The organism is Mucilaginibacter sp. P1_D10 (genome assembly GCF_056406215.1).
This window is the reverse complement of record NZ_JBFUAP010000003.1, coordinates 499058-513890: the sequence shown is the minus strand read 5'-3', so window position 1 is coordinate 513890 and position 14833 is coordinate 499058. Positions and strand designations below refer to the sequence as shown.

The following is a 14833-nucleotide window of genomic DNA, read 5'->3' as shown; positions in this document are numbered from 1 at the left end:
TTATACTGTTATTTCTTTAATTATTTGTTGTTTTAATTCTTCTATGCTCATGCTTCCCAAATCGCCTTGCCCGTGCCTGCGAACCGAAACCTGCCCTTCGGCTTCTTCTTTTTCGCCCACTATAAGCATGTATGGGATTTTTTTGACCTCAGCATCGCGTATTTTGCGACCGATTTTCTCGTCCCTGAAATCAATTAGCCCGCAAATATCGGAATTCTTTAACTCATCTGAAAGTTTTTTCGCATAATCTTCATATTTTTCCGATATCGGCAAAATAATGAATTGCTCGGGCGATAACCACAGCGGGAAATTGCCTGCGCAATGCTCTATCAGCACGGCAATAAAGCGCTCCATCGAACCGAATGGGGCACGGTGAATCATTACCGGGCGGTGCTTTTGATTGTCGCTGCCGGTGTATTCCAGCTCGAAACGCTCGGGCAGGTTATAATCTACCTGAATAGTACCCAATTGCCATTTACGGCCCAGGGCATCCTTCACCATAAAATCGAGCTTAGGGCCGTAAAAGGCAGCCTCGCCCAATTCCACAACGGTAGTTAAGCCTTTTTCGGCAGCAGCTTCTATGATAGACGACTCGGCCAGGGCCCAGTTCTCATCAGTACCGATGTATTTGGTTTTATTCTCCGGGTCGCGCAGGGAAACCTGTGCAGTGTAGTTTTCAAAACCCAGGGCACCGAATACGTATAATACCAGGTCGATCACCTTCTTAAATTCTTCCTTCACCTGGTCGGGGCGGCAGAACAAGTGTGCATCATCCTGTGTAAAGCCACGTACGCGGGTTAAGCCATGCAGCTCGCCGCTTTGCTCGTAGCGGTACACGGTACCAAACTCCGCCAAACGAACGGGCAGGTCCTTGTACGACCGTGGTTTTGTTTTATATATCTCGCAGTGGTGCGGGCAGTTCATCGGTTTCAGGAAGAACTCCTCCCCTTCCTGCGGGGTACGTATCGGCTGGAAAGAATCCGCGCCGTATTTTTCGTAGTGACCCGATGTTACATACAGGTTTTTATGCCCGATGTGCGGGGTCATTACCTGCTCGTAACCGGCTTTTACCTGGGCACGCTGCAAAAAGTTCTGCAGGCGTTCGCGCAGGGCGGTGCCTTTAGGCAACCATAACGGCAAACCCATACCTACCTTTTCGCTGAAGGCAAAAAGCTCAAGCTCCTTGCCCAACTTGCGGTGGTCGCGTTTTTTGGCTTCCTCTATCAGGTGCAGGTACTCAGTCAGCTCGCTTGCCTTGGGGAAAGTAACCCCGTAGATGCGTGTAAGCTGCTTACGGCTCTCATCGCCGCGCCAGTAGGCACCGGCAAGGCTCATGAGCTTGGCTGCCTTTACGAAGCCTGTATTGGGGATATGCGGCCCACGGCACAAATCAGTAAAGTTACCTTGGGTATAAAAAGTTATGCTGCCATCGGGCAGGTCTTTGATCAGGTCGAGCTTGTATTCGTCGTCTTTCTCGGTAAAATATGCAATTGCATCGGCTTTGCTCACCGGCTTGCGGATGTATTCGTTTTTGGCCTTAGCCAATTCGATCATCTTATCCTCTATTTTCTTGAAATCGTCGGACGAGAGGGTTTTGTCGCCAAAATCCACGTCGTAATAAAAACCGGTTTCTATGGCAGGACCAATACCGAATTTAGTGCCCGGATACAATGCTTCCAAAGCCTCGGCCAGCAAGTGCGCGGATGAGTGCCAGTAGGTTGATTTACCTTTAGCGTCGTTCCAGGTCAGTAATTTTACGGCTGAATCTTCATCAATCGGGCGACTGGCATCCCAAACTTCGCCGTTTACTTCGGCGGCTAATACGTTTCGTGCCAAACCTTCGGAGATAGACTGGGCTATCTGCATGGAAGTGATTCCCTTGTCGTACTGACGAACGGAACCATCAGGAAGTGTAATACTAATCATCTACAACTATGATTTGAGCCCCTCTCTAAATCTCTCCCCTGAAGGGGAAAGACTTTCCAGAAGCCCGGTTAAAAATTTATAAATAGTGGACTATAAAAATCACTTACTACGTGATTCACATTTGGCGCAAAGTTAGGATTAATTTTATAGGCTGGAAGTCAATTTTAATTTAGGCTACAGAAATGTACCTTAGCCTAAGTCGTCGAGTTAAGATTTTTTATCTCGCAAAGCCGCCAAGGCCGCAAAGTGATAAACTTAAATTCTTTGCGGCTTTGCGCGAAATTATTTACCGAATATCCTCAACTTAATGATATTGAACTTCATACCATGAACCGCCGGAAAGAACCATTGTACCGAAAAGAAAATAAGGCATCCTTAAGTACCAAATACTACGTTAACAAAGGCGGCGATTTCCGCCACAGCCGCAACACCAAAGCTTTCCGGAACGATGAACGCATGCATCAGCCCATGCACAGCGGGCAGTTCCAGTACGATTATACGCCCTTGTTCATGTTCCTCCTATCGCGGGTGGGCAAAAGTTGGGACGAGGCCTACAGCGAAGCAAAATCACGACTGGACAAAGAAGAACCTATCTTTTACATGGTTGCCCTGCATGAGGCAAACAGAAAAGACATCGTACGTTGCGGACAAAGCAGTTATTACTCCGGCCTTTTTGTAGATGATGACGGTTTATTGCAAAAGGTAAACACTAATGCAGTGCCCACCGATTATATCCACGATAAAGAAACGCTCAGCTTTAACGGCAAGCCCATGATTTCATGAATCGATAATTTTAGATTATCATTTTTATGCGTAATTTCATCGGCAAAACCTTACACAAATAACGAACAATGATTATCTACGGAACCAGGGCTAAGGCGCTCAGCACCGAACAAGTAGTAGATGCCTGCCCCAACTGCAACTCGCGAAACACAGTACACATCAGTGTGCTACAGCAATGGGCGCACATTTTCTGGATACCCATCTTCCCTATCGGGAAAACCGGTGTATCGCAATGCACGCACTGCAAACAGGTTTTAAAACTAAAGGAGATGCCCGCCGGCCTGCGCCTGAGCTATGATAACATCAAAGCGCAAACCAAAACCCCGGTGTGGACCTTCGCGGGCCTGGTGCTGATCGCTGTGGCTGCAGTGGCAATTACGCTTATTCAACAACAAAAATCCCAAAGAGTAACCCAAATGATCCCTTCTTTAAAAAAGGGGGATATTATCCACCTGAGGTTAAGCGATACTACCTTTACCGTGGAAAAAGTAAGCCGCGTTAAAGGCGACACGGTATTCTTGCTGTACAGCAAATACCAAATTGATCGCTTCATGGATATCAGCGACCTGGAAAGCAAGGAATTCGAGACCCAGGAAGAAGCCGTTACCGTTGCTGATTTAAAAGCACAGGACAAAAAAGATGAAATAATAGATATAAAGCGACGCTAAACGGCATCCGAGTATTCGGATGCCGTTTCGCGCTTTAACCACAACGTCATTGAGGAACGAAGCAATCTCTAAGCAGGACAAACAGATTTGCAAAGCGGCTCTGCTTATCCAGAGATTGCTTCGTGCCTCGCAATGACGTTGTGGTGAGGAGCTTGCGCTTTTGTTGGTCTTGTAAGCAACGAACCTAACTCCCCCTAAACGCCAAAAGCCCCTACCCGGGGCTTTTTTAGTTGTAGTATTTTACTACTATAAATTGTCTATCGTTTCCTGTTCCTTCAGGGCAGCGATATTGTTCTTATCGCTGAACTCGTCGGTTTGGCTGGCAAAATCTTCCAGTATGCTGGCAATGGTATCGAGGTTATCGGCCACGCGCTGGTGCATATCGGGCAGGTCTTTCTCCAGGCGTTTGTTGCCCAGGTCCATGTTATCCACTTCTATCTTGCCCAGTTTTTGGATGATTGCCTGCTGGCTATTCTTCAAATCTTCCAACTCATGGACTATCTTCTCCATCAACCCAAATTTCTTTAACTTATCCATAATACTATTTTCTTTATGTTTAAATATCCAACACCAAAAAGATAAATTTGTTTAGCATTTGGAATTTCAGTTTATAACTAATAATTTAGTTATATGAAATACATGCTTTCTGCCCTCCTGTTCGCCTGCCTTCAGATAAGTGCTTTTGCACAAAATAAAGCCGACGATGCGCTGCTTTTAGATTATTACCAAAACCAACGCTTCGCCGAGGCTGCTGACTACCTGAAGTCTGTTTACACCGAACCCATAACTGACACCAAGGCCCTCTCCCAACTGGCCTATACCACCAACATGGCTGGTCGCCTGCCCGAGGCCGAGACTTATTACCAGCGCATATACGATATCGATTCTACCCGCTTAGGTACGCTGTTTAGCCTGGGCAACATCAATATGCGCCGCAGCAATACCGTAAAAGCCGAGCTATATTATAAACGTATAGCCGCCCGCGACAGCACCAACTTTATGGTGTATAAGCAACTGGCGCAGTTGAGCCTTGATAAAGCCGACTTCGGCTCGCAGATCGCCTACTTGCAAAGGGCAAACAAGATGAACCCAGCCGAACCTGATGTAGCATCAGACCTGGCCAACCGCTATATCGAAATAAAACTGTTGCCGCAGGCCGAAAAAGCGCTGATGCTGGCCGTAGTTGCCGACCCGGAAAATATTGTGCTGCTGGAGAGCCTGATGAAACTGAGCTTTGCCCAAAAGAAATGGCCCGAAACCATAGATGTTTGCAATAAGCTGATCAAAGCGGGTAACAGTGCCAGCGGCATGCTTACCAAGCTGGGTATATCGTATTTTAACTTAAAAAATTATACCTGTGCTATTGAGTCCTTTGCCAGCATAGCCCAGCCCGCACAAAACGAATACACTTATTATTATACTGCCATGTGCTACAAAGCCATGAAGGACCATAAACAGGCGGTCGCATACCTGCAGAAAGCCATAACAGAGGGCATTTCGCAAAGCATCGCGTCGTATTACGGCGAAATAGCGGATAGCAACGAGAAGCTTACGCGATATAAAATGGCTGTGCAAGCGTATCAGAAAGGTTTGCAGTTTGATGATAGCCCGATGATATATTACTCGCTGGCCAGTTTATATGAAACGAATTTGGGAGATAAGAAAAGCGCAACTAAATATTATAAAAAATACCTGGCCAGCAAGCCACCGAGGGAGCAGCAGGCTTATATTGCGTATGCTAAAAGCAAGGTGAAGTAAGTTGTTGGCGACAACACCAACAAGGGCAAAAAAATCACCGCGTCATTGCGAGAAGCGGCGTGCCGGGCTAAGAGGTGGGGCGACGAAGCAATCCTCGGCTAGCGGGTCCGTCAGGCAAATCGGCTATGTATAACTGCTCTGCTTGCCGATGGTTGCCGCGCTTCGCTCGCAATGACGTTGGGTGGCGAAACGAGCACTATCACTTAAACGCCTTACCATCCAAATCGCTGAATTTCTTCTTCTTACCCGCGAAAAAATCCCATACGATACTCCGTGCATAATAGCCAGTGAGATTTTGCCAGCCGGCGCGTTTTATTTGCTGCCCCTGGCCTTTGGTTTTCCAGAAAAGCCTGCGCACGAAGTTTTGGTGCGCCTTGCTGATGGCCCAGGCATTTTTGCCCTTGCCCTCCATCAGGAATTTGAGCAGGGCCAGTAAATCCAGCCAAAAGCGGATGCCGATAACCCAAAACGCCCGCCAGAACGGTAGGTTGTTCTTCAGCATCAGCAAGTTATTACGGAAGTTGAGATAAGTTTTAAACGGACTTTCGGCATTCAGCGTGCCGCCGCCTACATGGTACACGGTTGATGCCGGGCTGTACATAATCTTATACCCCATATTCTTCAACCGCCAGCAAAGGTCAATTTCTTCCATGTGCGCAAAAAAGGTTTCGTCGAGGCCGCCAGCGGCATCCCACAATTCCTTACGGATGAACAGGGCCGCACCCGACACCCAAAAAACTTCGCTTTGCGTATCGTACTGCCCCTTGTCCTCCTCCAGCACGTCGAATATCCGGCCCCGGCAAAACAAATAGCCAAAATAATCCATGAAGCCGCCGGCCGCACCTGCGTATTCAAAATGCGTTTTTTGGTGGTACGATTTCAGCTTGGGTCCGGCGGCGGCTATGCGCTCGTCGGCCTGCATCATGGCTATTACCGGCTCTATCCAGTCGGGGGTTACTTCTACGTCGGTATTGAGTAATACGTAGTAATCGGCATCCACCTGTGTAAGTATGCGGTTGTAGCCGCCGGTAAAGCCGTAGTTCTCATCGTTCTCAATAATCCTTACGGAAGGGTACATGCCACGCAAAAACGCAACTGAGCCATCGGTAGAGGCATTATCGCCCACCACCACATCCAAATTGGGGTAAGTAGAGGCCAGCACCGATGGCATAAACTGCTGCAGGTGCTGCAGGCCGTTCCAATTCAATATTACTACGGCAACTTTTGGCGTGGGCATCATTTTGCAAAATCCTCCGGTTTAAATTTCCATCGTTTATGGCTCCAAAGCCAATATTGCGGCGTTTCTTTTATCTGCTTATCCAAATAAGCCACATGCGTATTGGTTATTTCGTATTCGGCGGTTTCCTTTGGGTTATCTATCAACGGCACCAGCGTGTAGGTATAATAGCCGCGTTTTACGCGCTCAATTCGATAAAATACCACGGCGGCGTCCGTCATTTTTGCTATTTTTTCTATCCCCAAAAACACTGCGGTGGGCTGATTGAGGAAAGTAGTGAAATAGTTCACCTCGTTTACGCCAGGGGTTTGGTCTGATGCCAGCACGCTGACGATGCGCTCATTCTTGAGCCCAATGATGGTGCGCAGGGTTTGTTTCATGGTAACCAACATAGAGCCGAAACGCGCCCGCTGCTTGTTCAAAAACGCATCGAAAGTGGGGTTGGTAAGCGGCTTGTAAACGATGATGGTTTTATTGGGCGTAAGCAAGCCAAACGCTAGGGCCGACATCTCCCAGTTGCCGTAATGCCCCGCGGCGGCAATGATGCTTTTACCCTGGCTGAAGTAATGGTCAACAATTTCGGGGTTGGTCATGTGCATACGTTTGCGCAGTTCATTTTCAGATATGCTGACCATCTTAAAGGTCTCCACCAGCAAATCGGCCATGTATTTAAAGTAATCCTTCTCTATCTTAAGGCGTTCGGCATCGCTTTTATCGGGGAAAGCGTTGCGCAGGTTATTGCGTACCACGCGGCGGCGGTATTTTACTATGTAGTAGATGATGAGGTAAAGGAAATCGGAAAAAAGGTATAAAAACCAAAAAGGCAGCAAGGAGAACAGGTACCAAAAAAATATACCTATACCGTCTGCCGCTTTTTTTAACATTATTTTAACCAATTTTGCCACAAACATAAAAAATATATATGATTGAGAATGGTGCTGTTTTCCCGATGTTCTACCTGCCGCCGATAGCCTACTTTACCCTGCTGCAGCAGCACAAACCCAACGTGCTGATAGAGAAGGAAGAACATTTCCCCAAGCAAACGTACCGTAACCGGGCCAATATCTACTCGCCCGATGGCTCGCTGGCGCTTACCGTGCCGGTAATAAAAGGCGCCAAGAACCACACCAAAATGAAGGATGTAAAAATAAGTTACGATTTCAGGTGGCAGCGGGTACATTGGTTGAGTCTGCAGACCTGTTACCGCAGCTCGGCTTATTTTGAGTATTACGAAGCCGACTTTGCCCCCTTTTACGAGAAGCATTACCCCTACCTGTTTGATTATAACCGCGAACTGCTTGAGTTGCTGCTGCGCTTTTTGAAAATTAAATTGCCCCTGCAATTTACCGAAACTTACGAAGCCGCATACCCTACCCTTACCGACCTGCGTTATACCATGAGCGCAAAAACCCCTGTAGAAATGGAACAAAAACCTTACTTTCAGGTTTTTGAGGAACGGCTGGGCTTCCTGAAGAATCAGAGCATCGTCGACCTGCTATTTAACCAGGGGCCGCAAGCCGTTAATTATTTGTAGATGAGCAATTTTACCAAACGGATACATTTCAAAAACAAGAAACATAAGATTGAGGTGGGTGCCCGCCCCGGTACTATAGATATACCGGATGATGCGCTGAAACCGCAAATTATTATCTATTCCTTCAACGAAACCGACTTGCAAACCAGCAAGGGCTGCGATATGAAAACCATAACGCAGCAGCTGAAGAAATGCACCGACCATACCCATTGGATAAAGATAAACGGCCTTGGCGATGCCGGGCTGATAGAAGATATCGGCACCTTTATGGGCATAAACCAGCTGGTTTTGGAGGATGTGGTTAATACACATCAGCGGCCAAAATTCGATGAATACGATGGCTACGTATTCGGCACCAGTCGTATTATTTACTTTAACGACGAAGGCGAACTGGTAAACTGCCAGTTCAGTGGCATCGTGAAAGATAACATCATCATCAGTTTCGAGGAGAGCCATCTGGACTACTTCGAGCCGATAAAAACCCGTTTAAAGGCCGGAAAAGGCATCATCCGCACCGCAGGGCCGGGTTACATCTTCTACGCCCTTACCGATACCATACTGGATAATTACTTCGTGGTGCTATCGCAACTGGGCGACCGCATCGACGCAACCGAGGATAAGCTTTACGAAAGCCCCGATAAAAGCATCATGTTTGAGGCGCAGCAATTAAAGCGAACGCTCATCATCATCCGCCGCTCGTGCTGGCCCGAACGCGACAAGATAAACGACATGATCCGTAGCGAAAGCGAACTCATCACCAAAGACGTAAAGATATACCTGCGCGATGCCTACGACCATTGCATACAAGCCATGGATATGGTAGAGAGCTACAAAGAGGTAACCAGTAGCATCATAGATTTGTACCTGAGTATGGTAAGCAACCGCATGAACGAGATCATGAAAGTGCTCACCATCATCTCGGTGGTTTTTATTCCCCTTACCTTCATCGCCGGTATCTACGGTATGAACTTCAGCCGACAGGACGATCACGGCCACCTGATACCCGATAACATGCCCGAACTATACTGGCCGCACGGCTACGTGTACGCGCTGATACTCATGTTCGGCATTGGCGCTGGGCTGTTGTTTATCTTTTGGAAAAAGGGGTGGTTTAATAAGCTATAACCGCGATTTTTAACTTTTTGATTGTTTTTTTCGGTGTTAAAGAGGGCTTCGCCGTTAAGCGGATTTATGTAATTTATTGGATTTGACTTTTTTAAGTTAGTAGAGTCTAAACAAGAAAATAGTTCCTTTTATGCTTTCAATTAAAACTGTCGTCGGCCTGTTATTAATCTGTCTTTGTTTTAATTCAATTGCATCAGCTCAAACCCAAACCGGGAGTATCAGCGGCACTATAATCGCCGCCGATGACAAACCCTTATCAGGCGCGACCATCAGCATTATGGGTGTGGCCAAAACGCAAAGCGATAAAAACGGTGCATTCACATTGCCTGCAGTTCCGGAAGGGACCGTGAGCCTGCAGATCACTAATATCGGCAAAATCCGTATCAATACGCAGGTAACCGTGAAGGCGGGGCTAACCACTCAGGTAAATTACGCCATGGACGACGACGTAAAAGCGCTGAAGGAGGTCACCATCGGCAGCAAAAGCATCTCCCTTAAATTTACCGACATTGCCAACCTGCCTGCGGCGCTCTCCAATACCACATTCGTTACCGACGACAGATATATTTATGCTATAAACGGTCGCGTAAGTACCGGGGCGCTTGACAAGGCAGTTTTGAAATACGACCCTGCCTCTAACACATGGTCGGTCCTTACGCAGCGGCTGACACCCAAAATGGATGTTTCGGCAGCTTACGCGCCATCCACCAACAAAATCTATGTTATCGGCGGGCTCAATACCTCGAACGAGATCAATCAAAGTACCGAAAGCGTAGACGTTGGTACCGGCGAAGTAAAAAAAATTAAAGTGACCAATCCCATGCCCTCTATGGCCGGCGGCAGCGCGGTTTGGGATAACCAAATATACTTTTTTGGCGGCAGCCGTTTCAGGCTGGAAACGAAACCGCTGGAAGGTATAGTTTCAACAGGCGCATCTTATAACTCGCTGTACCGGTTCGAACCGGAAACGGAAAAGTTTACAGAACTCGCCGATATGCCCTACGCGGCGGAAATTTCGGGCGCTATTGTCGATGGCGTGCTATATACTTTTGGCGGTTACGACCCTTTTCAGCATAAAGCGTTCAATTTCATTTCGGCTTACAACATCGCTACCAACACCTGGCAATCCCTGGGGAAACTGCCTGTGAATGTATCCGCTACAGATGTTGCTGTATTCGGCAACAAGATATTTATCGTCGGCAACTATGATGATGACACCTTCCTCGGTTATTATGATACCAGCAATAATACCTTTACTAAGGTAAAATCCAACCTTAAACCCCGCAAACACGCTGCAGCCGGCATAATAGGCGGCCGCTACCTGGTTGCCTTCGGCGGCGCATCGCGTATTACCAACAGATACGTAAGCGCGCAGATGATCGATCTGCAAAGCGTTTTTGGGGAATAAGTCTGAACCGGGATTTTTAACTTTTTGATTGTTTTTTTTCGGTGTTAAAGAGGGCTCCGCCGTTAAGCGGATTTATGCGATTTTTTGGATTTTGATTTGCAGGCGGCAAGGTAGTTAGTCCACAACTTGCAAATCAAAATCCAATCACCACGTGCAAATCAAAATCGTATAAATCCGGCAAATCCGCTTAATCCCGGTTCAGACCCCTCTTCAACCACTTCCTCACCGGCTCATCATATAATTTCAACGCCGCGTAGGCCAGCAGGATAAAGAAGAAGAACAGGCCAACCGCTACCGCGATGACGGCAACGGGCTCGGGTTTGGCTTTGGCAATCCAAAAGGTGTACACGTATATAAAGGGATAGTGCATGATGTAGATGGGGTACGATATATCGCCCGAGAATTTGCACAGCGTTGCCCAGCGACCGGCTATCTGTCCCCCCGCCCCTGCCGCTACGATAAGCGGGAAGAAGATGATAATGCACAGCGCATCGAAATACCCGTTCCAGCTATAGTAAGGGAAGAAGAATAAAGCCGCCAATAGCAAAGAACAAAGGGTGTATGCCATAGGCACGCGAATGAGTTTCCCGGTGCGAAACAACAACAAACCGGCAAAGAAAGGGAACATCATGCGAACAGGCGCAACCCATATGTTGGGGTAGCCTTGCGAGCCTTTGCCATAGAACCAATCGGCAATAAAGGCTGATTTTATTTTCATGTAGCCCCAGCCGGTGCCCAAATCGCCATGATCTACCGATACCACGGTAAGCACCACGGCACTGATGACAACCAGCACCCAAAGGCCTGTTTTGCTTAGTTTGCGACCCACTATAGCATACAAGAAGTTGGCCAGGTATTCCTGAAAAAGGCTCCAGCAGGGGCCATCCAGCGGGTGGGTTTCGCCCCAGCCCCTTACATCGGTTGTGGCAGGCAGTAAGGTGAAGCCGAAAAGTATCACGGCAACGAATTTGCCGATATCGACTATCTGCATATCCTTATAAGGGTCGAACCAAAAGCAAACTGCCCCTACTATGGTCCCCAATATCACCAGGGGATGCAGGCGTATGAGCCTTATCTTAAAGAATTGTCCGACGGTCATACCCTTGGCCCAGCGGTCGTCATAGGCATAGCCCACCACGAAGCCCGATAGCAGGTAGAAAAAATCTACCGCCAGATAGCCGTGATGCATGGGGTGTTTAGGCAGTTCGGGGAAGTTAGCTTCCATCAGGTGGAATATCACTACTAAAAGCGCTGCGGTACCGCGCAGGCCATCCAATATAGGATAATGGGGTTTACTCATGAAGGTTTAAATAATCGGTTCGGGCTACAAGATAAGGTTAGATGTGCAGATTTCAAATTACAGATGTGCAGATGATGGATGTGCAGAATATTGATGTGCAGGTGTGCAGATTTCAGATGTGCAGATTTCTTTAAATGCGCCATCTGAAATCTGCACATCAATGTCGTTTACTGAAGCCGCTTAGTAGCCTCACCTAAATCCTCTCCAAAGGAGAGGACTTTAAGCCCCTCTCCTTTGGAGAGGGGTTGGGGGTGAGGCTATGCAGCAGGCCAAATCATAAGTAAACGACGTTGATTTGCACATCTGAAATCTGGAATCCAATTTAACCCTACTCATATTTCGACCACGGATTTTCCAAAACTATTTCCCTACACGAAAGATTTGCCCAATGACTAAAATACTAACAAATGCTTAAATTTTTTAAACGTAAAATTCTGATAATCTGCATTAAAAGCTTAACTTTACAGCAACCCTACATTATCATTATATGGCTTCTTACCACTTCTCCGAGAAGATTATTATCAACAAGCCCGCCGAAGTGATTTTTGACTACACGCAAGACTACGGCAAACGGCTGAATTGGGATACTTTTTTGAAACAGGCAGAATTGATAAACGGCGCCACCGAACCGGATAAAGGCGTGAAAGCCTGGTGCGTAGCGCGTAATGGTTTCGGTATGGAAACCCGCTACGTTACCTACAGCCGCCCCCGAACTACCGCCGTAAAAATGACCAAAGGCCCTTATATGTTCCGCACTTTCGCCGGCTCATGGATGTTTAGCACCATAGAGGTAGATAAATCCAAGGTTACATTCTTTTATACCTACCGCTTACGTTTCCCTTTTACGCTGCTGGGCGTCTTCATCAAATCCAATTTACGCAATAATGTAAGGCAGCGCCTTCGCGATTTGAAGAAATGCGTGGAAGTGGCTTGATTTAATTCTGCACCGCACTTCAGACTTTGACTTATAAGCCCGACACCAGCCCTATTTGTTCCGGGGTGGCTTTTGGCTCACTGCCTGTTTGGATATACTTCTCCAGTGCCGCTTTTAAGCGGAAATAACGTTGTTTTTCGAATAACGCCAGCTTGGGTTTTACGTCGTCCAGCATTTCCACGGCCTCGGCCAGGTATTGCCTCAGTTGCTCTGTGTCGTTTGTATGTTCCATAACCGGGTAATTTATCGTCAAAAATAACATCTTTTCATAAAAATTGCTAATTATTTTAGCTTTTTATATTGTTACGGCGATTCAAACACGGAGTTCACAATGATAAGAACGCAGAGGTCTCGGAGCTTTTATTGCGTTTAACCAGGCAAAAAGCTCCGTGCCCTTTGTGTAAATCTCTGCGGACTCTGTGTTTAAATAATCGCCAACTATGTATACCAACTTCTCTCTAGGATATAGACACGCCCCCCACCCCAATGTTTTATATAAAAACAAAAAGGCCGGCAACCTTGCAGCGCCAGCCTCTCGAACTATTAAACAAAACTGATCTTAAACCCTTAAGCGCAAAGTTTCTCTGCCAATACGGGTTCGCCCTGTTTTATGGGCACGGGTTCATCTGCTTTAACAGTCTTCGGCTTGCCGAACGAATATTTGCTCAGGTTAACCAGCAGTACGCTCAGCAAAATGATAACCAAGCCTATTACCTGCATCCAGCTGATGATCTCACCCGCGAATAACACGCCCAGCAGCACCGCAATAACCGGGTTTACGTACGAGTGCGTACTCACCTGCGTGGCCGGCCTCACCTGCAGCAGCCAAACATAGGCGCTGAACGCCGCAATCGACCCGAAGAATATCAGATACAACACCGCCATCCAGGCTTGAAACGGCACCGCGCTGATGTGGAAAGTGGCGTATTCGTTATCGATAAACCCCGCGGGGATAAAAGCCAGGCCTGCCGCCATCATTTGCCAGCCGGTATTTACTCTTGCAGGTGCACCAGTTGCAGTCTTTTTAGAATATAATGAGCCTCCCGACCAGGCAATAGGGCCAACAATAAGCAGCAGTAGTCCTACCAAATGCTGCGTATCCAATCCGCCGGCTATCGATTTGGAGAATGCTTCGCCAAACAGCAGCAACACGCCGCCGAACCCGATGATAAGCCCCCAGATAGTACTGCGGCTTTTGAGATTGATACCCCAGTTGGCTTTATCCAACACCACGAACCAGATAGGGTTTGCCGATACCATAATGGCCACCATGGCGCTGGGAAGGAATTTTTCTACCCATATCACAATGCCGTTGGCTACAAAAAGGGTAAACAGGCCGCTTACGCCCGATGCCTTGATGGTTGCCTTATCGAATATCTTATCGCCTTTTAAATAACACCAGGTAAGCAGCAAAATGCCCGCTGCTATAAAGCGCATGGCACCCATTATCATAGGCGGTACGCCGTGAAGGGCCATTTGTATAAAGAAGTATGTAGAACCCCACACCACGTACACCGCAGCAAATGCAATTACTACTAATAAGGTGGAAGGTTTACCGGTTGCTTTCGTTTCCATTGTTTGTTGTTATATATATGTATTGTGGGGCGTTATTCATTACCTGATGATATCTATCAAATGGTTACCCCCGTAATAATCCAGCCGCCCAAAGCAATACTTCTGCCGCCATGCATCCAGGCTCCATACGTATGAGGGTGCGGTAGCCAGCACAAAGCTGGCGGCACTAACTGTAAATACCGAGTAATTGAGCGGTGCCTCTATCCCAAAAGAAATAGCCATAGAAACAGCGAAACTCAGGCTTAGCAAACCGCTGCCCAGCGCGGCGTACCGCGTAAACAGGCCGAGGATAAGCAGAAGACCGATCAATATTTCGAGCGAGGTTGCCATTACGGCTAAAGGTGCTACAAATGCATCGGGTAAAAAACCCATTACTTGCTTACTATAATCTATAAAGTGTTGCCAGTCGCCCCAGCCCACATGCGGCTGGCCATGCGCGCCAACAATGCCCAGCCTATCGGCCGATGCCCAGAGGTAGCTGGCAGCGATGGCTATTCTGAGAAAAACGGAAGGGGCTTTAAAATTTCCGGAGAGTTGCATGATGTGATTTGTTTTAATGATATAAAATTACGTACTTGGTGGACT

At 47.4% G+C, this 14833-nt stretch carries 15 protein-coding genes; 7 read left to right on the top strand and 8 right to left on the bottom strand.

The annotated features are described in order from the left end of the window. A complete protein-coding gene (gene thrS / locus AC1DYT_RS06615) occupies positions 1–1926 on the bottom strand; it encodes a threonine--tRNA ligase (RefSeq protein WP_477468843.1) in 1926 nt (641 codons plus the stop codon). A gap of 327 nt (positions 1927–2253) precedes the next feature. Here thrS and AC1DYT_RS06610 point away from each other — a divergent pair, with 327 nt between their 5' ends. Then, positions 2254–2709 carry a hypothetical protein gene (locus AC1DYT_RS06610; RefSeq protein WP_477468842.1) on the top strand — a complete coding sequence of 152 codons (456 nt, stop codon included), beginning with the start codon at positions 2254–2256 and terminating at the stop codon, positions 2707–2709. Positions 2710–2777: 68 nt separating this feature from the next. After that, positions 2778–3377: a zinc ribbon domain-containing protein gene (locus tag AC1DYT_RS06605; RefSeq protein ID WP_477468841.1), complete on the top strand. Its 600-nt coding sequence runs from the start codon at positions 2778–2780 to the stop codon at positions 3375–3377. Positions 3378–3623: 246 nt separating this feature from the next. Here AC1DYT_RS06605 and AC1DYT_RS06600 read toward each other — a convergent pair whose 3' ends face one another. Next, positions 3624–3914, bottom strand: coding sequence for a hypothetical protein (locus tag AC1DYT_RS06600; RefSeq protein ID WP_477468840.1), 291 nt, complete (start codon positions 3912–3914; stop codon positions 3624–3626). A 93-nt stretch (positions 3915–4007) separates the two neighbouring features. On the opposite strand from AC1DYT_RS06600, the gene AC1DYT_RS06595 reads away from it, so the two are divergent. Further along, positions 4008–5135, top strand: coding sequence for a tetratricopeptide repeat protein (locus tag AC1DYT_RS06595; protein ID WP_477468839.1), 1128 nt, complete (start codon positions 4008–4010; stop codon positions 5133–5135). A 199-nt stretch (positions 5136–5334) separates the two neighbouring features. On the opposite strand, the gene AC1DYT_RS06590 is transcribed toward AC1DYT_RS06595, so the two are convergent. Next, a complete protein-coding gene (locus AC1DYT_RS06590; RefSeq protein ID WP_477468838.1) occupies positions 5335–6375 on the bottom strand; it encodes a glycosyltransferase family 2 protein in 1041 nt (346 codons plus the stop codon). Then, positions 6372–7256, bottom strand: a complete 885-nt coding sequence (locus AC1DYT_RS06585; protein ID WP_477468837.1) for a lysophospholipid acyltransferase family protein — start codon at positions 7254–7256, stop codon at positions 6372–6374. The genes AC1DYT_RS06590 and AC1DYT_RS06585 overlap by 4 nt, the downstream gene beginning before the upstream one ends. Positions 7257–7294: 38 nt before the next feature. Here AC1DYT_RS06585 and AC1DYT_RS06580 point away from each other — a divergent pair, with 38 nt between their 5' ends. The 3 genes from AC1DYT_RS06580 to AC1DYT_RS06570 all read left to right on the top strand — a co-directional run bounded on the left by AC1DYT_RS06580 (position 7295) and on the right by AC1DYT_RS06570 (position 10439). Continuing rightward, on the top strand, positions 7295–7906 hold the full coding sequence (locus AC1DYT_RS06580) for a WbqC family protein (protein ID WP_477461050.1): 612 nt from the start codon (positions 7295–7297) through the stop codon (positions 7904–7906). Next, positions 7907–9031, top strand: a complete 1125-nt coding sequence (corA, locus tag AC1DYT_RS06575; protein ID WP_477468836.1) for a magnesium/cobalt transporter CorA — start codon at positions 7907–7909, stop codon at positions 9029–9031. A 130-nt stretch (positions 9032–9161) separates the two neighbouring features. Next, on the top strand, positions 9162–10439 hold the full coding sequence (locus tag AC1DYT_RS06570; RefSeq protein WP_477468835.1) for a Kelch repeat-containing protein: 1278 nt from the start codon (positions 9162–9164) through the stop codon (positions 10437–10439). 187 nt (positions 10440–10626) lie between these two features. Here AC1DYT_RS06570 and AC1DYT_RS06565 read toward each other — a convergent pair whose 3' ends face one another. Next, positions 10627–11739 (bottom strand): acyltransferase family protein, encoded by a 1113-nt coding sequence (locus tag AC1DYT_RS06565; protein ID WP_477468834.1) that lies wholly within the window; start codon positions 11737–11739, stop codon positions 10627–10629. A 487-nt stretch (positions 11740–12226) separates the two neighbouring features. Here AC1DYT_RS06565 and AC1DYT_RS06560 point away from each other — a divergent pair, with 487 nt between their 5' ends. Beyond that, a complete protein-coding gene (locus tag AC1DYT_RS06560) occupies positions 12227–12673 on the top strand; it encodes a type II toxin-antitoxin system RatA family toxin (RefSeq protein WP_477468833.1) in 447 nt (148 codons plus the stop codon). Positions 12674–12704: 31 nt separating this feature from the next. Here the strand turns inward: AC1DYT_RS06560 and AC1DYT_RS06555 are convergent, their stop codons facing one another. From AC1DYT_RS06555 to AC1DYT_RS06545, 3 genes are all read right to left on the bottom strand, one after another. Further along, positions 12705–12905 (bottom strand): hypothetical protein, encoded by a 201-nt coding sequence (locus AC1DYT_RS06555; protein ID WP_477468832.1) that lies wholly within the window; start codon positions 12903–12905, stop codon positions 12705–12707. A 335-nt stretch (positions 12906–13240) separates the two neighbouring features. Then, positions 13241–14248: an EamA family transporter gene (locus AC1DYT_RS06550; RefSeq protein ID WP_477468831.1), complete on the bottom strand. Its 1008-nt coding sequence runs from the start codon at positions 14246–14248 to the stop codon at positions 13241–13243. A 39-nt stretch (positions 14249–14287) separates the two neighbouring features. Continuing rightward, positions 14288–14788 carry a DoxX family membrane protein gene (locus tag AC1DYT_RS06545; protein WP_477468830.1) on the bottom strand — a complete coding sequence of 167 codons (501 nt, stop codon included), beginning with the start codon at positions 14786–14788 and terminating at the stop codon, positions 14288–14290. Positions 14789–14833: the final 45 nt, after the last annotated feature.